The organism is Kribbella pratensis, from assembly GCF_004366075.1.
Classification (GTDB): domain Bacteria; phylum Actinomycetota; class Actinomycetes; order Propionibacteriales; family Kribbellaceae; genus Kribbella; species Kribbella pratensis.
This window is the reverse complement of the sequence record NZ_SODU01000004.1, coordinates 381,462-405,509: the sequence shown is the minus strand read 5'-3', so window position 1 is coordinate 405,509 and position 24,048 is coordinate 381,462. Positions and strand designations below refer to the sequence as shown.

The window sequence follows — 24,048 nt, the reverse complement described above, 5'->3', positions numbered from 1 at the left end:
GAGTCCGCTGAGAGGTGACAACTTGACGCCGTGAAGTGGCCGTACCTACCGTTGTCGAAGCGCTTCGACAACCCGCCGAGAGAGGCTTGCTATGAAGTTCACCGATGGGTACTGGCAGCTTCGGGCGGGGCTCAACCGGCTACGGCCGGCTGAGGTCGAGAGTGTGCAGGCGGGGGAGCGGGATCTGACCGTGTTCGCGCCGGCCAAGCGGATCGAGCGGCGCGGTGACACTCTCAACCAGCCGATGTTCACGGTGACGTTCTCCTCGCCGGCGCGCGGCGTGATCGGGGTCCGGATCGCGCACCATCTCGGCGGGTTGCCCGCACACCCGTCGTACCAGCTGAACACCGACTACGAGCATCCGGTGAAGGTCGAGGTCGGTGCCGCCGAGGCGCGGCTGACCTCCGGTGAGCTGAGCGTGGTGATCGCGCTCGACGGGCCGTGGGACGTGCGCTTCGAGCAGGACGGGAAGCCGCTGACGAATTCGGGGGAGCGCAGCGTCGGCCTGATCACCGATGCCGACGGCAGGCATTACGTGCACGAGCAGCTGGCGCTCGGCGTCGGCGAGACGATCTACGGGCTCGGTGAGCGGTTCGGCGCGTTCGTCAAGAACGGTCAGGTGGTCGACAGCTGGAACGCCGACGGCGGTACGTCGAGCGAGCAGGCGTACAAGAACGTCCCCTTCTACCTGAGCAGCAAGGGGTACGGCGTACTTGTCGACAACCCCGCCCGCGTGTCGTTCGAGGTCGGCTCGGAGGTGACGTCGCGCAACCAGTTCAGCGTCGAAGGCGAGGAGCTCGCGTACTACGTCTTTGCCGGCCCGACGCCGAAGGACGTGTTGCGCCGTTACACCGGCCTCACCGGACGGCCCGCCCGCGTCCCCGCCTGGTCGATGGGGTTGTGGCTGTCGACCTCGTTCACCACGGACTACACCGAGGAGACCACGAGCGCGTTCGTCGACGGGATGGCAGCACGTGACCTGCCGCTGAGCGTCTTCCATTTCGACTGTTTCTGGATGCGGCAGTTCCACTGGTGCGACTTCGTCTGGGACCCGATCGCGTTCCCGGATCCGGCCGGGATGGTTCGCCGCCTGAAGGAGCGCGGTCTGCGGGTCAGCCTGTGGATCAACCCGTACATCGCGCAGCGCTCGGTGCTGTTCGAGGAGGGCCGCCGGCTCGGGTACCTGCTGAAGCGCCCGGACGGCTCGGTCTGGCAGTGGGACATGTGGCAGGCGGGGATGGCGATCGTCGACTTCACCAACCCGGACGCGACCGCGTGGTTCCGTTCGAAGCTGCAGGCCCTGATCGACATCGGCGTCGACTGTTTCAAGACCGACTTCGGCGAACGCATCCCGACGGACGTCGTCTGGTACGACGGTTCCGACCCGGACCGGATGCACAACTACTACGCGCAGCTCTACAACGCGGCCGTGTTCGGACTGCTCGAGGAGAACCGGGGACAGGGCGACGCGGTCCTGTTCGCGCGCTCCGCGACGGCCGGCGGACAGCAGTTCCCGGTGCACTGGGGCGGCGACTGCGAGTCGACGTTCGAGGCGATGGCGGAATCGCTGCGCGGCGGGTTGTCGCTGGCCTCGTCGGGATTCGGCTACTGGAGTCACGACATCGGCGGGTTCGAGGGCACGCCGGATCCCGCGATCTTCAAGCGCTGGGTGGCATTCGGGTTGCTCTCGTCGCATTCGAGGCTGCACGGTTCGTCGTCGTACCGGGTGCCGTGGGCGTTCGACGAGGAGGCGGTCGACGTACTGCGGAAGTTCACCAAGCTGAAGCTGTCGTTGATGCCGTACCTGGTCGCCGCCGCTGACGAGGCGCATCGTGACGGGGTGCCGATGATGCGGCCGATGGCGCTGGAGTTCCCGGACGATCCTGCGGTGGCCTATCTGGACCGCCAGTACCTGCTGGGACCGGACCTGCTCGTCGCGCCGGTGATGAGCTTCGACGGCGAGGTCTCGTTCTATCTACCGCAGGGGCGGTGGACGTCGCTGCTGACCGGTGAGGTGGTGACCGGACCGGCGTGGGTGCAGCAGACGCACGGGTTCGATTCCTTGCCGCTGTTCGTGCGGGAGGGAGCGGTGATCCCGATCGGCGCCGTCGACGACCGGCCCGAGTACGACTGGGCAGACGGCGTGGAACTGCGCTGGTTCGAGCCGGCCGACGGACAGGTCTCCACGGTCACGCTCGGAGATGTCGTGATCGAGCTGGCGTACCGGGCCGGAGAGGTCGAGTCCCGCGTGGTCGAAGGCTCTTGCGAGCGCTACACGGTCAAGCTCTCCAGTACGACGTCGGCCGCGGAGAACACCGTGTAGAGCGTGTGTACTCCGGTCACCGGGGCGAGCTCGCCTGCGATTGCGACGAGCTCGTCCGTCGGTGACACCTGCACGGTGCTCAGGAGCTCACCGTGCAACGGATCGTCCAGACGGAGCTCGATGGTGGCGAGTCGGTCGCCGCGGTTGGCGACGCGGGCCTGGTACGTCGTCGGTTCGAGCATGAGGTCGTCGAAGGCCAACCAGGCTTGCGGGTCCAGCGAGACCACCGCGTCGCCGCGGTCACGTGATGCGGTGGTCAGCGTGACGGCGCAGTAGTCGTCGAAACTCGTAGCGGCAAGGTGGGTGAGCGTTCGGGGCGGGATCTCCTCGCCGCGCACGTCGAGGGTCGCGGTCAGTCGCAGATCGGTGCTGGACCGGCCGATCATGATGCTGTGCCGAGCTGTCTCGACACAACGCCGGTCGCGCGTCACGTCCCAGAAACCGAGGTCCGCCGCGGCCACGGTCAGCTCGACCTCCACGGTCTCGCCCGGCTCGAGCGCCACGTGGCGGAAGCCGCGCAGCTGCCGCAACGGTTGCTTGACCCGTGAACGCTGCTGCCTCGTGTACAGCTGAGCGATCTCCGTGCCCGGGCGATCACCTGTATTGGTGACGGTGCACCTGACGCGAACCTCTCCGTCCGCCGAGACGGACGGGGTACTCAGCTGCAGGTCGCCGTACGCGAAGGTGGTGTAGCTGAGGCCGTGGCCGAAGGGATAGAGCGGTGTGCCCCGGTAGTACAGGTACGTCGCGTCGGTCGCGATGATGTCGTAGTCGAGCAGACCGGGCAGGTCCGCGGCCGAGTGGTACCAGGTCTGGGGCAGCCGGCCCGCGGGGTCGTGGTCGCCGAAGAGTACGTCGGCGAGCGCGCGACCGTACTCCTGCCCGCCGTGCGCGGACCACAGGATCGCCGGAAGGTGCTGCTGCGCCCAGCCGATCGCGTACGGGTAGCTGCTGCTCAGGACCAGCACAGTTCGCGGGTTCGCCGCGTACACCTGCCGGATCAGACGGTCCTGCGCACGCGGCAGGTCCAGAGTCTCCCGGTCCTCGGTCTCGCGGCCGTTCACCAACGGGTGGTTGCCCGCGACCACAATCGTGATGTCGGCACGGGCAGCCAGCTCAGCAGCCGTCGCCGCGCCGTCCACCACCACGTCGAGCTCGAACGCGGTTCCTTCCTCCGCCAGCCCGACCATCCCGTCCGGGCCCACGCGGAGGTACCCACCGCTGTGCAGGTGCTGGACGAGGAGCGTGTTCGAGGACTGGACGAGCCTGAAGGTCTCCTTGACCTCCCAGCCGTTCGGGCCCGGCTGGTCCGCGACCAGTTCGCCGTCGTCGGTGGCGGTCAGATGCCGGCCGTTCCGGGCCGAGCGCAACGCCCAGGCGTTCCCACCCCAGTCGAACAGATCGAACTCGCCGGCATCCGTGCTGGTCCGCAGCACGGCATCGGCGCCGACGCAGAGGTACGTCGCCGAGCCCGCGATCCGGAGCGTGATCCGATCGACGCCCTCGCAGTACTCGACCTGGCCGAGGCGTTCCTTGATGCCGTCCAGCGCGGTCACCTGGTAGGGCAGGGTCCCGGCGTACCAGTCCTCCGTGAGCGTGCCCGCGAGTGGACCGACCACGGCGACGCGCGTCGAGGTGCTGAGCGGCAGGACCTGGTCGTCGTGTTTGAGCAGCACGATCGCCTGGCGGGCCGCGTCCTGGGCGAGCCGGCGGTGGGTCGGGCAGTTGACCAGTTCAGGTTCGAGCGCACGGTACGGATCGAGCTCGGGCGGATCGAACTCACCCAGCCGGAACCGGATCGCGAGCGCTCGCCGTACGGCGGTGTCGAGATCCGCGGTCGTGATCAGCCCGCGGTCGAGGGCCGTGGTCAGCCGCTCGATGGTCGGGGCGGCGTCTTCGCCGTCCTGGGTAAAGCTGTCCACCCCCGCCTTGAGCGCGGCGGCGTACCCGGTCGGTCCGTCGGGCAGGTACTGCTGCAGGCCGAACAGGTTGGCCGGCGCGTAGGCGTCGCTGACCACCAGCACCTCGTCGGTCGTCCACGTGCGGAGGACGTCGTTGATGAGCGGGCTGAGGTGGGCGGGCCGTCCGTTCACCAGGTTGTACGACGGCATCACCGCGACCGCCGCACCCGCTTCGATCGGCGCGCGGAACGCCGGCAGCTCGTAGTCGTGCAGGACCCGCGGAGGCAGGTTGCTCGACGTCGTGCACCGGTCGGTCTCGTTGTTGTAGGCAAGGAAATGCTTCAGGGTCGGAGCAGTCTTCAGGTACGTCGGGTCGTCGCCGGCCAGACCGTGTCCGTACGCGGTCGCGATCACCCCGGTCAGCCAGGGATCCTCGGCGTACCCCTCCTCGTTGCGGCCCCAGCGCGGGTCGCGCAACGGGTTGACGACCGGTGCCCAGACGTTGAGGCCGACGCCGGCCGGGTCCTTCCGGTGGAACACCCGGACCTCGTCGCCGACGGCCGCGCCGACCGCGCGCACGAGGTCGGGGCTCCAGCTCGTGGCCAGGCCGATCGCCTGCGGGAAGACGGTCGCCGGACCGTGCCAGGCGACACCGTGCAGGGCCTCGGTGCCGGTGCGGAACGCCTCCACGCCGAGCCGGGCGACGGGCGGCTGGTACTGGTGCAGGAACGCGAGCTTCTCGTCCGGGGTGAGCCGGGCGAGCAGGTCGTCGATCCGCGCGTCGATCGGCCGGGCCGGGTCGCGGAACGGGGGAGAAGCTGGAGTACTCATCGGCGGTCGACTCCACGGGCTGGTGTCGAAGCGCTTCGATAAAACCGGGCGGCGGAGGGCTGATCGAAGCGCTTCGACAGACGGGCGTGAACAGAGGGTTGCATCCCGGGCGCTGACGGTCAAGACCTCAGCGGGGGGAGGGTAACGCTTTCCGGAGGGCTCAGCGGGCCGGCAGTCGACCGCGGGTCAGCGGGGTGAGGGCGTGGGCGGTGGCACCCAGGGGAGTGGCGGTGTGGGGGAAGGCGGACGCGGCGATGGTGCACCCCCCGGCGTCGGGCGCGATGCCGGCTTCACGGAGCGCCTTGTCGATGGCCGGCGACAGGTGCTCGGAGAGCAGTGCGTAGGCGCCGCCGAGCAGCACGACCTCGGGGTTGAGGATGTTCACCAGTGCGGCGATCCCGTGGCCGAGGTGGGTTCCGGCCTCGGTGAGCACCTTCGTGACGGCGGCGTCCTGGGCGTGGGCGCGCCGGATCAGCGTCTCGAGCTGGTGCTGCGGGTCGTCGTCGATGCTGCCGTCTACCTGCTCCAGGATCGCCGGCAGGCTGGCGAGCGCCTCGAGGCATCCGCGGCGTCCGCAACCACACGCGGGTCCGTCCGGGACCAGACGCAGGTGCCCGATCTCGCCGACGTACCCGAGATGTCCCGCGAGCGGCCGGCCGTCAACGATGATGCCCGCGCCGACCCCCGTGTCGCCGGTGAGCTGGATGAGGTTCGCCGTACCGGCGTAAGGGCCGTAGAGATGCTCGGCCAGCACGCCCAATGAGGCGTCGTTGTCGACCGTCACCGGGATGTCCGGCCGCCCGAGCGCCGCCGCGAGCTCGGCCCGCAGCGGTACGTCGCTCCAGCCGAGTCCGGCGGCCAGTACGACGGCGCCGTCGCGGTTGACCAGGCCAGGTACGCCGACCGTGATGCCGAGGACCTGGCGGCCGGAGGACTGCACGGTCGTGATCGCCCGGCGGGCCAGCGCGACGACGGCGGCGATGGTCTTCGCCGGGCCGGCGTCGACGCCCGGTCCGGCGCGATGCCAGCGCAGGATCTGCTCACCGGCCGCGTCGCAGCCGAGCGCGGTCAGGCCGCGCGCGCCGATCTCGAGCCCGATCGTCGCGTACGCCGAGCCGTCGAGCACGAGCAGCGTCGCCGGGCGGCCGACGTGGTTCTGGGTCTGCTGCGTCTCGCGGACCAGCCGGCGCTCCAGCAGCTCGCCGACGATGCTCGTCACGGTCGCCTTGTTCAGCCCGGTCCCGGCCGCGATCGCGGCCCGCGAGCACGGGGCTTCCCGGCGCAGGTAGCCGAGCACCGCCGCCAGGTTGGTGGCGCGGATGTCGGTGTGGTCCGCGGTCTGTGTGATCAAGGTCCGTCCCGTCCGAAAGAAGTGCTGGGTCAGTTCTACACCTTGCCGGGCTGTCGGCTCTGCGTTAATTTGTTTGGCTACTAGCCCAACTAAGTCTAGGGGATGCACCGTGACCGGACCAGTGATCGGCGGCACCAGCCGCCGCACCTTCATCTCCCTGCTCGGCGCCGGCGCGGCGGCGGCCGCGGGCGGGGCGACGCTGACCGGATGCTCGAACGGCGGTTCGGGGTCCAGTACGACGGGCCGCGCCGAGACCGAGGACAAACTGTCCGGCCTGCTGCCGAAGTACATCCCGTACGAGTCGGTCAAGCCGGACCTGCCGGGCGAGAACGGCGCTTCGCCGGGCTACTCGCACTACCCGGCCGAGCTCAAGCGGGCGGTGCCGGACAAGATGGTGCCGAGCGGCAAGGAAGTAACGGCGATGACGCCGCTGTGGAGCCCGATCCCGCCGCTGGCCGGCAATTCGTACTTCGAGGCGAACAACGAACGCATCGGCGCGCCGGTCAAGTTCAACATCCTGAACGGCAACGACTACGGGGACAAGCTCGGGCCGATCCTTGCGGCCGGCAACGTTCCGGAGCTGCTCTGCATCCCGGGCTGGAACATCTCCAGCCTGACCCGGTTCGGCCAGGCCGCGGACAAGTTGTTCGAGGACCTCACACCGCACCTGGCCGGCGACAAGGTGTCGGCGTACCCGATGCTGGCGAACCTGCCGACCCGGGCCTGGGCGTACGGCGTCTGGAACTCGCAGCTGAAGGCCGTGCCGTTCCCGTCGGACGGCTTCCCCTGGATGCTGATGTACCGCAAGGACATCCTCGACCAGCTCGGCGCCGAGCCGCCGAAGAACTCCGACGACCTTTTGGCGCTGGGCAAGCAACTGACCGACGCGAAGGCGGGCCGGTGGGCGTTCGGCTCGGTCGCCGACGAGGTCCACCGGGCGTTCGGGGTGCCGGGCGGCTGGATCAAGGACTCCGGCGGCAAGCTGGTCAACAAGATCGAGACACCGCAGTTCGAGGAGGCGGTGGCGTTCATCCGGAGGCTGTTCCAGTCGGGGTACGTGCACCCGGAAGTGGTCGCGAACGCCGGCGCGGACGAGAACGCGCTGTTCGAGGGCGGCAAGTTCCTGATCCGGCAGAACGGGCCGGGAGGCTGGCACGAGTCGCTGCAACGCCAGCAGACGGCCAACCCGAAGTTCAACCCGCAGCCGGTGATGCCGTTCGCGCACGACGGCGGTACGCCGATCACGTGGGGCGGCGACCCCGCCGGCATCTTCACCTTCGTGAAGAAGGGGCTCGGCGAGGAGCGCGTGAAGGAGCTGCTCGGCGTGATGAACTACACGGCCGCGCCGTTCGGGACCGAGGAGTACCAGCTCTACAACTACGGCGTCGAGGGCAAGCACTACACGAAGCAGCCGTCCGGTGCCCCGAAGCTCACCGCCCTGGGACAGAAGGAGGTCTCGCAGACGTACATCTTCCTGGGCGGCCGTCCGACGGCGATCACCGAGAGCGAGTACCCGGGGTACGTCGAGTCGATGAGCGCGTGGCAGAACGCGTCCGCGAAGGTCCGGGAGAAGAACCTGTTCGACGGGATCCGGGTCGAGCAGCCGGCCAAGATGGCGGCGCTGAACCAGCCGTTCGACGACGCCCTGCAGGACATCTACCGCGGTCGCAAGCCGATCAGCGAGCTGAAGACCGCCGTCAAGCAGTGGCAGGACAACGGCGGCAACGAAGGCCGCGAGTTCTACGCGAAGGTGCTCAGTGACAACGGTCGTTAAGCCTCCGGCGCAGGCGGAGCGCCTACCCGATGCCAAGCGGACGTCCCGGCGCCACAAGCGCGGTCGCGCGGGGGGGATGAGTTTCACCCATCGCCTCCGCCGGGACTGGCCGCTGCTGGTGATGGTCCTGCCGGTGGTGGTGCTGCTGGGCGTCTTCCACTACTTCCCGACGCTCGGGAACGTGATCGCCTTCCAGGACTACTCGCCGTACGCCGGGATTCGCGGCAGCGAGTTCATCGGGTTCGGGAACTTCCAGCGGATGTTCGCCGAACCCGCCTTCTGGAAGGCGGTCGCGAACACCGTCTCGATCACCGCGGTCCAGCTCGCGTTCTTCTTCCCGATCCCGATCGCCCTGGCGCTGCTGCTGAACAGCGTCCTGTCGTCGAAGCTCCGCAACCTCATCCAGGGCGTCGTCTACCTGCCGCACTTCTTCTCGTGGGTGCTGGTCGTGTCGCTGTTCCAGCAGATGATCGGCGGCGCCGGCCTGCTCGCCCAGACCTTGCGCGACCACGGGCACCAGGCGGTCGACCTGATGACGAAACCGGACACGTTCATCCTGCTCGTCACCGCGCAGGCCGTCTGGAAGGACGCCGGCTGGGGCATGATCGTGTTCCTCGCGGCGCTGTCGACCATCAGCCCGGAGCTCTACGAGTCCGCCGCGGCCGACGGCGCGAACCGCTGGCGACGGCTCTGGCACATCACGCTGCCGGGTCTGCGCCCGGTGATCGTCCTGCTGCTGATCCTGCGACTGGGTGACGCGCTGACGGTCGGGTTCGAGCAGTTCATCCTGCAACGCAGCGCCGTCGGCGGCGGCGCCGCGGAGGTACTCGACACGTACGTCTACTACCAGGGCCTGCTCGTCGGCGACTTCGGCTACGGCGCCGCGGCCGGCCTCTTCAAGGGTGTCGTCGGCCTCGTCCTCGTCCTGCTGGCCAACCGATTCGCGCACATGGTGGGCGAGCAGGGGGTGTATTCCAAGTCATGAGTGCACGAGCTGTCTGGGAGGAAGAACCGACCCCGGTCGGGCGGTTCGGGAAACCGGTGGTGCTGGCGTTGATCGCGCTGGCGGTCGCGTTCCCCTTGTACGTCGTGGTGGTGACGAGCCTGTCGTCGACGGAGGCCGTGACCCGAGCCGGCGGGCTGGTCGTCGTACCACGGGAACTGACGGTTGCGGCGTACGTGCAGTTGCTCTCCGGCGGAGTGGTGACGAAGGCGTTGCTGATCAGTGTCGGGATCACCGCGATCGGTACGGCGTTCAGCCTCGGGATCACCGTGCTCGCGGCGTACGGGTTGTCGCGGCCGGGATCGTTGTTCCACCGGCCGCTGCTGTTCATCGTGCTGCTGACGTTCCTGTTCGGGCCGGGCATCATCCCGAGCTATCTCGTCGTCAACGCGCTCGGGCTGATCGACCACTACGCGTCGCTGATCCTGCCGGCCGCGATCTCGGCGTTCAACCTGATCGTGATGCGGTCGTTCTTCATGGGTATCCCGACCGAGCTGATCGACAGTGCCCGGATCGACGGGGCCGGCGAGTTCGCGATCCTGCGGCGGATCGTGCTGCCGTTGTCGAAGGCGGTGGTCGCCGTGGTCGGACTGTTCTACGCGGTCGGTTACTGGAACGCGTTCTTCAACGCGTTGCTGTACATCAACGACAACAGCAAGTGGCCGCTGCAGATGGTGCTGCGGACCTACATCGTGCAGCAGCAGCCGCTGCCGACGGGTGCCGGCGGAGTGGCGACCGGTATCGCGGGCCTGTCACCGGCGCCCGGTCTGGCGATCAAGATGGCGATCGTGGTGATCGCGATCGTGCCGGTCCTGCTCGTGTACCCGTTCATCCAGCGGCATTTCCAGAAGGGCGTCATCATCGGCGCGGTGAAGGGATGAGGTCACGATGAACCTGGCACGACGGCATTTCCTTGCCCTCGGCACCGGCACGGCTCTCGCCGCGGCCACGATTCCATCGGCGGCGGCGACGACGGCGGGCGGCCAGTACCGCTGGCGCAACGTGGAGATCGTCGGAGGCGGTTTCGTCACCGGGATCGTCCACCATCCGCGCAAGCGTGGTCTGGTGTACGCGCGGACCGACATCGGGGGAGCCGCGCGGTTCGACAACCGCACCCAGCGCTGGGTGCAGCTGCTGCACTGGATCGGCTGGGACGAGTGGAACTGGACCGGGGTCGAGAGTCTCGCGCTCGACCCGGCGGACCCGCAACGGCTCTACCTCGCGGCCGGCACCTACACCAACGAATGGTCGCCGATCAACGGTGCGATCCTGCGATCGTGCGACCAGGGCCGGACCTTCGAGCGCACCGACCTGCCGTTCAAGCTCGGCGGCAACGAGCCCGGCCGCTCGATGGGCGAGCGACTCGTCGTCGACCCTCGTGACGGCCGGGTACTGCTGTTCGGCACCCGCAATCAGGGGCTGTGGCGCAGCGGCGATCGCGGCGTGACCTGGTCCCGGGTGGACAGTTTCCCGGTGACCGGGAATCCCGGGATCGGGATCGGCTTCGTCTTCTTCGACCGGCGCGACGGCACGATCTATGCCGGCGTCGCGGATCCGGCGAACCCGCTCTACCGCAGTACCGATGCCGGCCGCACCTGGTCGGCGGTCCCCGGGCAGCCGACCGGGCTGCTGCCCCACCACGGCGAACTGGGGGCCGACGGCAACATCTACGTCACGTACGGCGATCTCCCCGGACCGTACGAGATGTACGACGGCGCCGTTCACAAGCTGAACACCGCGACCGGTGAGTGGACCGACATCACGCCGTTGCGCCCGAACACCGGTGGCGAAGCCGGCTTCGGGTACGGCGGTCTCGCCACCGACCCGCGCAAGCCGGGCACGGTGATGGTGTCGACGATGAGCCGCTGGGGTCCGGTCGACGACATCTTCCGGTCGGTCGACGGCGGCCGGACCTGGCAGTCGATCGGCGAGCGGATCGTGCTCGACACGTCCGGAGCGCCGTACCTGAACTTCCACGGCACCCCGAAGCTCGGCTGGATGATCGGTGACATCTCGATCGATCCGTTCGACTCGGACAAGGTCCTGTACGTCACCGGTGCGACGATCTTCGGCACCGACGACGTGACCGGGGCGGAGGCGGGTCGCAGTACGCACTGGTCGGTCCGTGCGCAGGGACTCGAGGAGACGGCCGTCCTCGATCTGATCAGTCCGCCGTGGGGCCCGCCGTTGATCAGCGCGCTCGGGGACATCGGGGTCTACCGGCACGACCGGTTGGACGTCGTACCGCCGGACGGACAGGCGTCGAATCCGGTCAGTGGGACGTCGCCGAGTCTGGACTACGCGGCGCTCGCCCCGGGATTCGTCGTACGGCTCGCGAACGCCAATGCCGGCGAGCGGGGTGCGTACTCGACCGATGCCGGGAGCAGTTGGCAGCCGTTCGCGGGCGAGCCGTCCGGTATGACGCAGACGGGTCGGGTCGCGGTCGGCGCCGACGCACGAACGATCCTCTGGGCACCGGGCGATCTCGTCGCGCACTACTCACGCGATCGCGGCGCGACCTGGATCGCCGTCGCCGGCCTGCCTGCCGGCTCGGTGCTCGCCGGCGATCGGGTCGACGGGAGTGTGTTCTACGGGTTCGATCCGGCCACCGGTACGGCGTACGTGAGCACGAACGGGGGTGCCGCCTTCACGGCGACGGCAACCGGTCTGCCGACGGGCGGCGGGAAGCTCGAGACCGTGCTGGATCGGGCCGGGCACTGCTGGCTCGCGGCCGGTGCCGGCGGGCTGTACCGATCGGTCGATCGCGGGTCGACGTACTTGCCCGTGCCAACGATCGAGGAGGCGTACACGATCGGCTTCGGCAAGGCGGCGCCGCACCGAAGGGAGATGGCCGCGTACACGTCCGGGAAGGTCGCCGGTGTCCGCGGGATCTACCGGTCGGACGACAGCGGTGCGTCCTGGGTGCGTGTGAACGACGACCGGCACCAGTACGCCTCCACCGGTGACGCGATCGCGGGTGACCCGAGGGTCTACGGGCGGGTGTACCTCTCCACGAACGGGTTCGGGATCCCCTACGGTGAGCCGGTATGACACGACTCTGGTACGGCGGCGACTACAACCCCGAGCAGTGGGATCCGGGGGTGTGGAAGGAGGACGTCGCCCTGATGCGGCAGGCCGGCGTCAACCTGGTGACCGTCGGGGTGTTCTCGTGGTCGTCCCTGGAGCCCGCGCCGGGCAGGTACGAGTTCGACTGGCTCGACCAGGTGCTCGACCTGCTGCACGACGGCGGTGTGAGCGTCGACCTGGCCACCCCGACCGCGTCACCGCCACCGTGGTTCAGCCGCTTGCACCCGGAGGCGATGCCGGTCACCGCGGACGGCGTACACCTGACACACGGCAGCCGGGACACGTACTGCGCGTGCGCGCCGGCGTACCGCGATGCCGCCCGAGGGATCGCGCGGACGCTGGCCGAGCGGTATCACGATCACCCGGCCCTCGCGATGTGGCACGTGCACAACGAGTACGGCACGACGTGTCACTGCTCGCTCGCGGCGGCACGTTTCCGCGAGTGGCTCCAGGAGCGGTACGGCGACCTCGATCGGCTGAACGAGGCGTGGACGACCGCGTTCTGGAGCCAGGGGTACGCCGATTGGACGGACATCGAGCCGCCGCGGAAAACGCAGTACCTGGTGAATCCGACCCAGTACCTGGACTATCGACGCTTCTGGTCGGACGAACTGCTGGCGGCATTCCTCGAACAGAAGGCCGAACTACGGACGTTCTCGGAGCTACCGATCACGACGAACTTCGTCTTCGGTAGCTGGGTGCCGGTGAATCATGCGCAGTGGGCCGAGGCCGTCGACGTCGTGGCCATCGACAACTATCCGGACGAGACCGGGATCGGTGCCGAGGAGCAGACCGCCTTCGCCGCGGACCTGGCCCGGTCGTGGGCCGGGGGCCGCCCGTGGCTGTTGATGGAGCAGGCGGCCGGGACGCTCAACGACGGACGCCGGTTGCAGGCGAAAGAGCCCGGGCGGATGGCGCGGCACAGCCTGTCGCACATCGCCCGCGGCTCGCAGGGCGCGTTGTTCTTCCAGTGGCGGGCGTCGCGCGGCGGGGCCGAGATGTACCACTCGGCGATGGTTCCGCACGCTGGGCCGGAGAGCCGGATCTTCCGGGAGGTCGCGGAGTTCGGCGCGGTCCTGCCACAGCTGGCGGATGTTGCCGAGAGCAACGTCGAGGCCGAGGTCGCGATCCTGTGGGATGCCGAGTGCTGGTGGGCGATGCAGGGTACCCACCTGCCGTCGTCGGCGCTGGACTACCTCAAGTCGGTACGAGCCACGCACCGGCACTTCTGGCGTGCCGGCGTGACGGTCGACTTCGCGTCGCCCACCGCGGACCTCTCGTCGTACACGACAGTTGTCGTTCCCAGCCTGTATCTGGTCAGCGACGAGTCCGCGGCAGCGCTCACGGCGTACGTGGAAGGCGGCGGACAGCTGGTGGTCGGGTACTTCAGCGGGATCGTGGATCCCGAGCTGCGGGTCCGGCTCGGCGGGTATCCGGGGGCGTTCACGGAGCTTCTCGGCGTCCGGGTGGAGGAGTTCCACCCGCTGCCGATCGACGGCGAGATCGCCCTGTCGTCCGGTGGGCGCGGGCGGGTGTGGAGTGAGGACGTCCGGGCCGTGTCGGCGGAGGTGATCGATCGGTACGCCGGTGGCGTGCTGGACGGCAAGCCCGCGATCACGCGTCACGAGTTCGGTGCGGGTACCGCCTGGTACGTGTCGACCGAGGTGGACGACGAGACCGCCGCGACGTTGCTGGGTCTGTCACCATCACCGTCGCCGGTCGAGACAATACGGCGCCGGGCCGGCGAGACGACGTGGACGTTCCTGATCAACCACGGTGACACCCAGGTCGCCGTACCCGCCGACGGGAGCGAGCTGCTCGTCGGCGAGCTGCCGTTGCCGCCTGGCGGTTACGCAGTGGTGAGATCGCGGTGAGGGGCCTGGCAGCTGCTCTCGCGAGCCGTGAGCGCCGGGGGCAGCAGCGTCAACGCCGGTACGTCGCCGCCCTCGAGCTTCGTGATCAGCGACTCGACCGCCTGGTCGCCGATCCGCTCGGCCGGGATCGAGACCGACGACAACTGCGGAACCTGCCGCTCGGCGACGTCGTCCGCGCAGATCGCCACCAGAGACATGTCCTCGGGCACCCGGCGGCCGAGCCGGCGCAGGACGTCCAGGAGCGGTCCGATGATCGGCTCGTTCTGCACCACCAGACCGGTGATGTCCGGGTGCTCGTCGAGCAGCTGACGCACCGTGTGCAGGATCGCGTCGAACGTATGCTCACAGGGCGTCTCGACGCCGACCACGCCGCGGCGTTCGGCGGCTTCCGCGAAGCCGGTCAGCGTCCGTTGCGCGAAGCCCGTCTGCCGTTCGTACACCGCGGACGGTGTCCCGAGCAGGGCCAGCGAACGGTGGCCGAGGTCGGCCAGGTGGTCGACACAGTGCGCGCCGGCGGCGACGAAGTCCAGGTCGATACAGGTCAGTCCGTCGGCGTCGTCCGGGTAACCGATCAGCACCGACGGCATCGGCAGCTCCCGGAGGACCGGGACCCGTTCGTCGTCGAGCTCGATGTCCATCACCACGAGCGCGTCCACGAGCGAGCTCTGCGCGACCCGCTCGAGCCCGTCCGGTCCTTCGTCGGCGGTCAGCAGCAGTACGTCGTGGTCGTACCGGCGGGCCGTGGTCACGACCGCGGCGGCGAACTGCATCATCACCGGGACATGCATACCGGTGCGCAGCGGGATCACCAGCGCGAGCACGTTGGACCGCTGGCTGGCCAGCGCGCGGGCGCTCGCGTTCGGACGGTAGCCGAGTGCGCGGACGCTGCGCTGCACGCGCTCCCGGGTGTCGGTCGAGATCGTCCGCTTGCCGCTGAGCACGTACGAGACCGTGCTGGCCGCAACCCCGGCGTGCCGTGCGACGTCGGCGATCGTGACCACGTCGTCCCCTTTCCTGATCCTGTCCCAGTTCTACCCCAGTCGAAGCGCTTCGACACCCCATTTGTTCCCCTGCGTTCGCCCAAGGTCCGGCCGCCGGCCGGGCTCGACGAGAGGAATGGAAATGCAGAGATGGTGGAAAGCAGCAATCGCAGTACTGACAGTACTGGCCGCAGGCCTGGTGACTGCGGCACCCGCGCACGCGGCGGCGTGGTCGTCGTCGGACAAGTTCGGCAGCTGGTCCAACGGCGGGTACACCGTCCGCAATGACGTCTGGGGCAGTGGCGCCGGACCGCAGACCATCTGGGCCAACTCCTTCAGCAACTGGGGAGTCTGGGCCGACCACCCGAACACCGGCGGCGTGAAGTCGTACCCGCACTCCGCCCGGAACATCGGCAAGCCGGTCAGCGCCCTCGGCACCCTGACCAGCAGCTTCAACGTGTCGCGGCCCGGCAGTGGATCGTATTCGTCGACCTACGACATCTGGGCCGGCAACAACGCCTACGAGATCATGCTGTGGATGAACAAGCAGGGTGCGGTCGGCCCGATCGGCAGCAAGCAGACCACGGTCAGCGTCGGCGGCCACACCTGGGACGTCTACCGCGGCAGCAACGGCGCCAACGCGGTGTTCTCGTTCCTCCGCACTTCCAACACCAACTCCGGCTCCGTCGACATCAAGGCCGTCCTGAACTGGATCCGCAGCCGGGGCTGGATGGGTGATGCGACCGTCGGCGAAGTCCAGTTCGGCTTCGAGATCACCTCGTCGTCCGGCGGCCTGAACTTCACCAGCAACTCCTACTCCGTCACGTCCAACTGACGCACCCGACCCAAGGAGGTCGGCGGGTTCACCCTGAGCTGGCTGAGTGTGATGCCGAGCAGCACCAGGGCGAGCCCGCCGACCTGTCGCAGGTTCAGGACGTCCCCGGAGACCAGAAGCCCGAGCAGTACGCCGGTCACCGGGTTGAGGAGCCCGATCAGCCCGACCGTTGCGGCGGGGAGCTTGCGGAGGCCCGCGAACCAGGCCGTGAACGCGAGTGCGGTCGCGACGAGTCCGACGTACGCGAAACCGGCCACGGCCGGTCCGTCGAGGCGTGGCGGGGCGCCTTCGACGCCGATCGCGATCGGGATCAGGACGACCCCGCCGGCGATCAACTGCCACGAGGTCGTCGCGAGCGGACCCTCGCCGGCCCGGCCCCATTTCTTGGCCAGGACGTATCCGCAGGAGGACATCGTCAGCGCGGCGGCCGATGCCGCGACGCCGCGCAGGTCGACCGCGTTCGATCCGGCGCCGAGCAGCAGCACGACGCCGGCGATCCCGGCGGTCGCGCCCGTGAGGACCTGAGCGGTCGGGCGTTCCGCGAGCAGGCCCCAGGCGAAGAGCGCCATGGTGAACGGCGCCGCGGACATGATCGTCGACGCGAGGCTGACCGGGAGCAGTTGGGACGCGAGGTAGATCAGCGCGAAGAACGCGCCCATGTTGCAGATCCCGAGCAGCAGTGAGCGCCACCACCAGACGCCGCGGGGGAGGCGGCGGGCGAGGGCGAGCAGGAGAAGCCCCGCGGGGAGTGCGCGGAACACCGCGCCGTACAAGGGATGTCCGGGCGGTAGGTACTCGTGGGTGACGAAGTAGTTCGTGCCCCAGGCGATCGGCGCGATCGCGGTGACGAGGCTCCAGCGGAAGGTATCTTCCATGGAAAACATTATATCTTCCCGGGAAGATAGAGTGGTACTCGTGGATCACGTAGCGAGAATCCAGGCGGAGTGGCGGGTCGAGCGGCCGGATGTCGACACCGCCCCGCAGGGCGTGATCGGGCGGCTGCACCGGATCGCGAACCACCTCACCGGCGAGCTGACGCTGCTCTACGCGAAGTACGGGCTGACGGAGGGTGAGTTCGACGTCCTCGCGGCGTTGCGGCGCGCGGGAGCGCCGTACGAGCGGGCGCCGGGGGAGATCGCCCTGCACACGATGGTGACCACGGGGGCGGTCACCAAGCGGGTCGACCGGCTCGAGGAAGCCGGCCTGGTCCATCGCCGGCGCAGCGACGCCGACGGCCGCGGCCGGGTGGTCCGCCTGACGCCGAGCGGCCGGCGGCTGATCGACAAGGCCTTCACCGCCCACATGGCCAACGAGCAACGCCTCCTCGAGGCACTCACACCGGACGAGACCACTCAGCTCGAGAAGCTCCTGACGACCTGGCTCGCCCGCCTGGAGCCACCCGACTGACACGCGCACGAGGACGGTTGCGGGGGTCCGCTGGTGACAGGTGGGTAACCTCTCCTGGTCGCAAGGTGAGCCGATAGGAGATGATGCCCACCGTGACCGGACCACATCGCGAGCTCGCGCAGACGCCGTCGGAGGCTGATCCGGCCGTCGCCGGCCTGACCGTCGGGCTCGGTGGACCGTCGGGGCGGTTCGCCCGGCTCAGCTCGTCGTGGTGGACGCCGCTGCGGATCGCGCTTGCCGTCTGCACGATCACGTTCGGCCTCGGCGTACTGCAGAAGGCGCCGTGTATGGAGGCCGGCTGGGACCGGCAGAGCTGGCGGCCGTTCAAGGCGCTCTGCTACTCCGACATCGGGTTCCTGTACCAGGAGCGCGGGTTCGCGGAGGGTAACCGGCCGTTCCTCGACACCGGCAACTACCCGGTGCTGGAGTACCCGGTACTGACCGGCGGCTTCATGGAGGTCGCGGCGCAGCTCACCTGGCTGGTCACCGGCGATCCGAAGAAGGACCTGACCGTCGAGCAGAAGCGCGACACGGCCGGGGTGTTCTTCCTGGTCAACACCGTGCTGCTGTTCCTCTGTGCGTTGCTGATCGTCGGCCTCACGGTCGCGACCGCGCGCGGAGTCGCAAAACGCCCGGGAGCGGCCCGTGGACAGCCGCTGGACGCTCTGTACGTCGCTGCGGCGCCGGCGCTCGCACTGACGTCGACGATCAACTGGGACCTCTTCGCGGTCGCGTTGACCGCCGGGGCGATGTTCGCGTGGTCACGCGGGAAACCCATCTGGTTCGGCGTACTGCTCGGACTGGGGACGGCGGCGAAGTTCTATCCGTTCCTGTTGCTCGGTCCGTTGCTGATCGTCTGCCTCCGTGGACGGAAGCTGTGGCCGTGGATCCAGGCGACGGTGGCGGCAGCGGTCGCGTGGGGACTGGTGAACGCGCCGATCTACCTGCTCGCGAAGAACGAGTGGCTGTCGTTCTGGCAGTTCAACGACGAGCGCGAGAGCGACTACGGCTCGATCTGGTACGTCCTCAAGCTGGCCAAGCACGAGGTCGCGGACGTCAACCAGCTGAACATCGTGATCTTCGCCGGGTTGTGCCTGTCGATCGCGATCCTCGGCCTGATGGCGCCCCGGCCGCCCAGATTCGCGCAGCTCGCGTTCCTGGTGGTGGCTGCGTTCCTGCTGATCAACAAGGTCTACTCACCGCAGTACGTGCTGTGGCTGCTGCCGCTGGTGGCGCTGGCCCGGCCGCGGCTGCGTGACTGGCTGATCTGGCAGGCCTGCGAATGCTTCTACTGGATGCTGGTGTGGATGCATCTGGCGCAGTTCCTGGCGCCTGGCGACCCGCAGATCCCGGACCGGATCTACTGGTTCTCGGTGATCCTGCGGATGGCCGGCACGCTCTGGCTGATGCTGGTGGTCGCCCGCGACATCCTGCTCCCGGAGAACGATCCGGTACGTCACGGTGACGTGGTCGACGATCCCAGCGACGGCGTCAGATCCCGCGCCCGCACAGACCTGGCAACGGCCTAGAACCTCAGCTTGGTGACGTCCAGGTTGCCGCCGCTCACCACGGCGGCAGTGACGCCTTCGGGCCGGAGGCCCTCGATCAGTGCCGCGAAGGGCGCCGCAGCCGCCGGTTCGAGGGCGAGTTTGGTCCGTGACATCACCAAGCGGGTCGCCTCGAGCAGCGCGTCCTCGGACACGCGGACGACGTCGTCGACGTACTGCTGGATGAGCGGGAGATTGCGGGTGCCGCAGACGGGTGCGGCGAGGCCGTCGGCGATCGACCGTGCGGTCAGGAGCTTCTGAGGGACGCCGGCCGCGAGGCTGCGACTGACCACGTCGGCCTGCTCCGGCTCGATCCCGATCACGCGGATCGACGGTTTCATCAGTTTCACCGCCGTCGCGACCCCCGAGATCAGTCCGCCGCCGCCCACCGGAACCAGGACGGTGTCGAGGTCCGGGCGATCGGCCAACAGCTCCAGACCGAGGCCGGCGTGCCCGAGGATCACGTCCTCGTCGTCGAACGGGTGCACGCCGGTGAGTTGCCGGTCGTCGCGGATCTGCTCGTACTGCGCCATCAGGTCACCCTCGACGAGCTCGACGGTCGCGCCGTAGCCGCGTGCCGCGTCGATCTTCGCCGGCACGGCGGTCGCCGCCATCACCACCGTCGCCGGCACCCCGGCATCCCGTGCCGCCCACGCCAGCGCCCCGGCCGCGTTGCCCGCCGACACCGTGATGACACCGCGCTCGCGCTCCGCAGTCGTCAACCGCAGGAGCTTCGTCAGCAGTCCGCGGACCTTGAAGCTGCCGGTCTTCTGGAACAGCTCGGCCTTGAGCACCAGGTCGGCCGCGAATCGTTCGTTCAGAGCTGACGAGGTCAGCATCGGTGTCCGGTGGATCCGTCCCTCGAGCTCGGTGGCGGCCCGGCGGATGTCCTCGAGCGTCGGCATACGCTGGTCAGATGCGCGCGGCGACCGCGGTGGCGAGTTTGGCGGCCGCGTCCGGAGACTGCGGCAGGAAGAGGTACGGCTCGATGAGCTCGATCTCCATCAGCAGGAAGCGGTCGTTGACCACGACTCCGTCGACGCGGGCGTAGGTCGGCGTCGGGCCGGAGGCAGCCAGGGCCGCCTGGGCGCCCTCGAGTACGGCGGCAGGCGGGTCCGTCGGCGTCGTCTGGCCGCCGTACGACTCCTGGACGCGGTAATCGCCGGTCGCGGGGCGCTTGATCACCGCGTGGCTGAACTCGCCGTTGAAGAACAGCAGCGACCACTCGCCGTCGGACTGGATCTCCGGCACGAACGGCTGCACGAGGTACACCACGTCCGGCAGGTCGTTGAGCGCCTGCTCGAGTTCGGGAGAGCCTGCGACACCGCGGACCGTGTGCAGGGCGTTACCGCCTACGGTCGGCTTGACGACGATCTGCTGACCGGTGAGTCCGGCCACGACCTCGCGCAGGCACGCGCCCGCCGCGACCTGGGACGGAACGATCGCGACACCGCGTTCGCGCAGTTCGAGCAGATACTGCTTGTCGCTGTTCCAGCGGACCTGGTCCGTGGAGTTCAGGACGGGTACGCCGGCCTTGTCGAGCTGCGCGAGCCACTCGGTGAATTCGGCGTACAGCCAGAAGTAGTCCCACACGGTCCGCAGCAGGATGGCGTCGTACGCGGACCAGTCGACCGACGGGTCGGTCCAGACCTCGACCACCGGGTCGAGGCCCGCGGCGCGCAGCGCGTCGAGGAGCGGGCGTTCGTCAGGGTGCAACTCAGCGTATTCGGTCGAGGTTGCCAGGGCGATGCGATTCGTCACGCTCGCCAGTGTTGGCGGGGAGGGGCGGTGTGGTCAAACCTGACTTCGCAACGAGTTGGTGACGGATCGTGAGGCCGCCGGCCACGATGACGGCGGCGGTGAGGTGGATGAGGCCCTGGCGGGTGTCGTGGCCGAAGCTCGCGTAGGCGAGGTACGACGCGAGCGGTACGGCGATCCATTCGGGGCGACCGGCCAGCGCGGCGAGGGCGATCAGCGGGAGGCCGTACCACGGGTAAGTCGGGGTGGCGATCAGGAGCGCCGCGCCGTACAGCCAGCAGCAGGTGAGGGCGATCGGGTCGCGGCGGGCGCGGTGGAAGGCGAGGGCGGCGAGGGCGAGCGCGAGGGCCGCGGCGACGACCTGGCGGGCCTCAGGAGGCAGCAGGAGCGCGAGAATCGCGGAGCGGGAGCTGCCGTCCTCGAAGCCTTCCTGGTTGAGGTAGCCGGGGAGGAAGCCGAGCACCAAGGTGCCGACGGCAAGAACGTGGGGGAGGTACGAGGCGATGAAGGAGCCGACGGCCACGAGTGGGCGCCGGCGGCGGAACGCGGGGAGCAACAGGAGCGGAAGGAGCTTGACGCTGCCGGCCGCCCCGAGGAGGACGGCGGCGAGTTTCGGTCTGCGGGCGGCGGTGACGACGGCCGCCGTGATGAAGAGTGCGGCGAGGACGTCGACGTGGGCGGCGTTGCCGGCTTCGAGAGCGACGATCGGTGACCAACCCCACAGCGCGGCCCAGCGGGGGTTCTGTACGGCGAGTAGCCAGGTGAGTGCGATCGCGATCAATGCGGCCGCGATCTGGAGTCCGAGGGTGCCGGCAGACCACGGGGTGAACAGGGCGACCACGGTGAAGTAGGCCTCGGCGACAGGCGGATAGATGGTCGGCACACCGGGGCGGTTGATCCGCGTCCTGGCGTCGTCGACCGGGAGCTGGGCCGGGTCGTCGGGGATGCCTGTCACACCGGAGCGCTGGTCCGGCGACAACCCAGGGAACAGCACAGGATCCCGCAGCGGCGCCAACGAGTCGTCCAGTGGCACATAGCCGTACGGCGAATGCCCGGACAACTGCACACGCCCGTCCCACACGTACCGGTAGGCGTCTGTGCTGGTGATCGGCGCCTGTGTCAGCCCCGGCACCTGACACAACCCCGCCACAACCACTACGACCCCAACACTCAGCCCCCGCCCAAACCGCCACACCAACCCCGCGACCACAACCGTCCCCACCACCAACACCACATCCGGCCACCACTGCGCCCGCGCGGCCGCGATCGCCCCCGCGCACACACCCACCACAGCACCCCCAACCCACATGAACCGGCGACTTTGTGCCCCGTTCGACCATTCCCGGCGCCAGAATTTGACTGAACCGTGCACAAAGTCGCGACCCGGGGCGGGTGGCGGTGTCATGCGGTTCGGCGGAGGGTCAGGAAGGCTCGGTGGGGGGTGCGCCAGTCTTCGGTGGGGTGGAGGTGAGTTGTACGGGCGTGCCGGATCAGGGCCCGGGTGCCGACTCTTGCCCAGGGCAACGGGGTGGAGCGGCGGCCGGTGGAGCTGCGGAGGACTATCGGGGTGACGTCGTCGAGATCGTCGTCCGGGTCGACCTCGACCAGCACGAGACCGTCGGGGCGGACCAGTTCGGCGCAGCGACGCAGCAGATCGGCCGGATCACCACCGATCCCGATGTTCCCGTCCATCAGCAGCACGCTGCCCCAGCGCCCCTCACCCGGCAGCCGATCCTGCACCGGACGATGCAGCGCCGACGCACCACGCGATGTGGTGAGCGACACCGCCCGCGGCGACACATCGACCCCGAGCGCGGGGATTCCGCGTTCGGCGAGCGCAGTGACGATCCGCCCCGGCCCGCACCCGATGTCCAGCACGGGCCCCTCGCATCGACTCAGCGCGAGCCGATCCACGTCGTCCGCGGGCGCCGTCCAGCGGTCCACCTCGGACAGCGACGGCACAGTCCGCCCATCGATGCCGGTAGCAACAACTCGCGCCGTACCGCCGAGGGCCTGCTCGAACAGCAGCCCCGGATGCGCCGCATGCTGCAGCCTCCGGTACAGCCGCGACACCCGCAGCGAGGGGAACTCGTCGGCGAGGTACGCCGCATCCCGCGGGGTATCCATGTCGCGCAGAGTCGGCAGGATTTTGACCCGCAATCCCAACGCCAGCAGCCGACGGAGCTGGTCCCGCCCGGTGTGGTCGGTCGACATCGGTACGCCGAGCAGCGCGCGCGGATCCGGCGTACGGAGCCCGAGACACCAGTACCCGCCGTCCTCGGTCAGGCCGAGCACCGCGTCATACCCGGACCACGCGAACCCGAGTAGCTCCGGCCGTAGTTGCGGCGTGTCCATCCCGACCAGGACCATCGGCGTACCGTCGTACACGTCCTCGAACGCCGCCGCGAGCCGCTCGTCGAGGCCGCCGCCGCGCTGCTTCACGACCTCGAACCCAGGCGGCAACCAAGGCCCCGGCTCGCCTTCTAGCGCGACTACCCGGCGCGTCGCGGGCGCGAACTGAACCGCGCCGAGCGTGTCGACGAGCGACGCCCGCGCCAGCGCCGCTGCCTCTCCGGCCGTGAACTCGCTCTGCAGCCGAGTCTTCACCCGCCCCGGCACCGGCTCCTTCGCAATCACGATCACCGTGCCGCGCTTCACCGCGCCAAAACCTTCGACATGTCGAGTACGGCGCGCGCGGCGCCCAGCGGCGTACCGGTGACCTTCGAGCGGCCGGAGCGCGGGAGGTAGTCGACGTCGACCTCCGCGATCCGCCATCCGGCGTCGGCGGCGCGGACCACGGTCTCCAACGGGTATCCGGACCGTCGATCTGTCAGCCCGAGTCCGAGCAGCGCAGTACGTCGCCCAGCACGCATCGGACCGAGGTCGTGCAAAGCGACGCCCGTACGGCGCCTGATCCGCCGGGACAGCTCCGCGTTGGCCAGCCGGAGATGCCACGGCCAGACCTGCCGCGACACCGGACGCCGGCGGCCGACGATCAGATCCGCGCGGCCGGCAACGACCGGCGCGGTCACGCGGACCAGTTGCCGCGGATCGAGCGACGCGTCCGCGTCCATCACGGCCACGATGTCGGCGTCGGCCGCCTCCAGGCCGGCATGACACGCAGCGCCGTACCCCTTCACCTCGCACCGCACGACGGTCGCGCCCAGCCGAGCGGCAACGGCAGCCGAGTCGTCGGTCGAGCCGTTGTCGACGACGATGGCGCGGACACCGGGTGGGAGGCGTTCGAGGACCCAGGGCAGGGCGGCCGCCTCGTTCAGGCACGGCAGCACGAGATCGACGGACATGCTTCGACGGTAAGGACGAACTCGCGTCGCCAGGGCCTGAACACGACTACGGGTCGCTTACGGCGTACTGCG

The 24,048-nt window shown here is 69.1% G+C and carries 18 protein-coding genes; 9 read left to right on the top strand and 9 right to left on the bottom strand.

From position 1 onward, the window contains the following. Positions 1 to 91: 91 nt before the first annotated feature. Positions 92 to 2,323, top strand: a complete 2,232-nt coding sequence (gene yicI, locus EV137_RS34350; RefSeq protein ID WP_134132250.1) for an alpha-xylosidase — start codon at positions 92 to 94, stop codon at positions 2,321 to 2,323. On the opposite strand, the gene EV137_RS34345 is transcribed toward yicI, so the two are convergent. Both EV137_RS34345 and EV137_RS34340 read right to left on the bottom strand, forming a co-directional pair. Next, a complete protein-coding gene (locus EV137_RS34345) occupies positions 2,272 to 5,055 on the bottom strand; it encodes a glycoside hydrolase family 3 protein (protein ID WP_134132248.1) in 2,784 nt (927 codons plus the stop codon). The two genes, yicI and EV137_RS34345, sit on opposite strands and share 52 nt — an antisense overlap. Before the next feature lie 160 nt (positions 5,056 to 5,215). Continuing rightward, the gene (locus EV137_RS34340) at positions 5,216 to 6,406 is read right to left on the bottom strand and encodes an ROK family transcriptional regulator (protein WP_134132247.1); all 1,191 of its coding nucleotides are present in this window, start codon (positions 6,404 to 6,406) and stop codon (positions 5,216 to 5,218) included. 109 nt (positions 6,407 to 6,515) lie between these two features. On the opposite strand from EV137_RS34340, the gene EV137_RS34335 reads away from it, so the two are divergent. The 5 genes from EV137_RS34335 to EV137_RS34315 all read left to right on the top strand — a co-directional run bounded on the left by EV137_RS34335 (position 6,516) and on the right by EV137_RS34315 (position 14,144). After that, entirely contained in the window at positions 6,516 to 8,180 is a 1,665-nt protein-coding gene (locus tag EV137_RS34335) for a type 2 periplasmic-binding domain-containing protein (RefSeq protein WP_134005781.1), read from the top strand. Between the two features lie 76 nt (positions 8,181 to 8,256). Beyond that, entirely contained in the window at positions 8,257 to 9,165 is a 909-nt protein-coding gene (locus EV137_RS34330) for an ABC transporter permease (protein WP_134132246.1), read from the top strand. Continuing rightward, positions 9,162 to 10,064 (top strand): carbohydrate ABC transporter permease, encoded by a 903-nt coding sequence (locus EV137_RS34325; RefSeq protein WP_134005780.1) that lies wholly within the window; start codon positions 9,162 to 9,164, stop codon positions 10,062 to 10,064. The genes EV137_RS34330 and EV137_RS34325 overlap by 4 nt, the downstream gene beginning before the upstream one ends. 7 nt (positions 10,065 to 10,071) lie before the next feature. Then, positions 10,072 to 12,234, top strand: coding sequence for a WD40/YVTN/BNR-like repeat-containing protein (locus tag EV137_RS34320; RefSeq protein WP_134132244.1), 2,163 nt, complete (start codon positions 10,072 to 10,074; stop codon positions 12,232 to 12,234). Further along, positions 12,231 to 14,144 (top strand): beta-galactosidase, encoded by a 1,914-nt coding sequence (locus EV137_RS34315; RefSeq protein WP_134132243.1) that lies wholly within the window; start codon positions 12,231 to 12,233, stop codon positions 14,142 to 14,144. Before EV137_RS34320 ends, EV137_RS34315 begins: the two co-directional genes overlap by 4 nt. On the opposite strand, the gene EV137_RS34310 is transcribed toward EV137_RS34315, so the two are convergent. After that, positions 14,120 to 15,145 carry a LacI family DNA-binding transcriptional regulator gene (locus EV137_RS34310; RefSeq protein ID WP_134005775.1) on the bottom strand — a complete coding sequence of 342 codons (1,026 nt, stop codon included), beginning with the start codon at positions 15,143 to 15,145 and terminating at the stop codon, positions 14,120 to 14,122. The genes EV137_RS34315 and EV137_RS34310 overlap by 25 nt on opposite strands. A gap of 121 nt (positions 15,146 to 15,266) precedes the next feature. On the opposite strand from EV137_RS34310, the gene EV137_RS34305 reads away from it, so the two are divergent. Continuing rightward, on the top strand, positions 15,267 to 15,959 hold the full coding sequence (locus tag EV137_RS34305; protein ID WP_134132242.1) for a glycoside hydrolase family 12 protein: 693 nt from the start codon (positions 15,267 to 15,269) through the stop codon (positions 15,957 to 15,959). Here the strand turns inward: EV137_RS34305 and EV137_RS34300 are convergent. Further along, entirely contained in the window at positions 15,938 to 16,834 is an 897-nt protein-coding gene (locus EV137_RS34300; RefSeq protein WP_134132241.1) for a DMT family transporter, read from the bottom strand. The genes EV137_RS34305 and EV137_RS34300 overlap by 22 nt on opposite strands. Before the next feature lie 40 nt (positions 16,835 to 16,874). Here EV137_RS34300 and EV137_RS34295 point away from each other — a divergent pair, with 40 nt between their 5' ends. Further along, on the top strand, positions 16,875 to 17,366 hold the full coding sequence (locus EV137_RS34295) for a MarR family winged helix-turn-helix transcriptional regulator (RefSeq protein ID WP_238175755.1): 492 nt from the start codon (positions 16,875 to 16,877) through the stop codon (positions 17,364 to 17,366). A gap of 83 nt (positions 17,367 to 17,449) precedes the next feature. Then, positions 17,450 to 18,895: a glycosyltransferase family 87 protein gene (locus EV137_RS34290; RefSeq protein WP_134006062.1), complete on the top strand. Its 1,446-nt coding sequence runs from the start codon at positions 17,450 to 17,452 to the stop codon at positions 18,893 to 18,895. Here EV137_RS34290 and EV137_RS34285 read toward each other — a convergent pair. The 5 genes from EV137_RS34285 to EV137_RS34265 form a co-directional block, all read right to left on the bottom strand. Beyond that, positions 18,892 to 19,818, bottom strand: a complete 927-nt coding sequence (locus tag EV137_RS34285; RefSeq protein WP_134005767.1) for a threonine ammonia-lyase — start codon at positions 19,816 to 19,818, stop codon at positions 18,892 to 18,894. The two genes, EV137_RS34290 and EV137_RS34285, sit on opposite strands and share 4 nt — an antisense overlap. Before the next feature lie 7 nt (positions 19,819 to 19,825). Next, positions 19,826 to 20,674: an ATP-grasp domain-containing protein gene (locus tag EV137_RS34280; protein ID WP_134132238.1), complete on the bottom strand. Its 849-nt coding sequence runs from the start codon at positions 20,672 to 20,674 to the stop codon at positions 19,826 to 19,828. Next, positions 20,631 to 21,803 (bottom strand): glycosyltransferase 87 family protein, encoded by a 1,173-nt coding sequence (locus tag EV137_RS34275; RefSeq protein WP_166680093.1) that lies wholly within the window; start codon positions 21,801 to 21,803, stop codon positions 20,631 to 20,633. Before EV137_RS34275 ends, EV137_RS34280 begins: the two co-directional genes overlap by 44 nt. A 269-nt stretch (positions 21,804 to 22,072) precedes the next feature. Then, entirely contained in the window at positions 22,073 to 23,329 is a 1,257-nt protein-coding gene (locus tag EV137_RS41195) for a DUF2064 domain-containing protein (protein WP_202871271.1), read from the bottom strand. Further along, positions 23,326 to 23,976 (bottom strand): glycosyltransferase family 2 protein, encoded by a 651-nt coding sequence (locus EV137_RS34265; RefSeq protein ID WP_134005761.1) that lies wholly within the window; start codon positions 23,974 to 23,976, stop codon positions 23,326 to 23,328. Before EV137_RS34265 ends, EV137_RS41195 begins: the two co-directional genes overlap by 4 nt. Between the last annotated feature and the right edge of the window lie 72 nt (positions 23,977 to 24,048).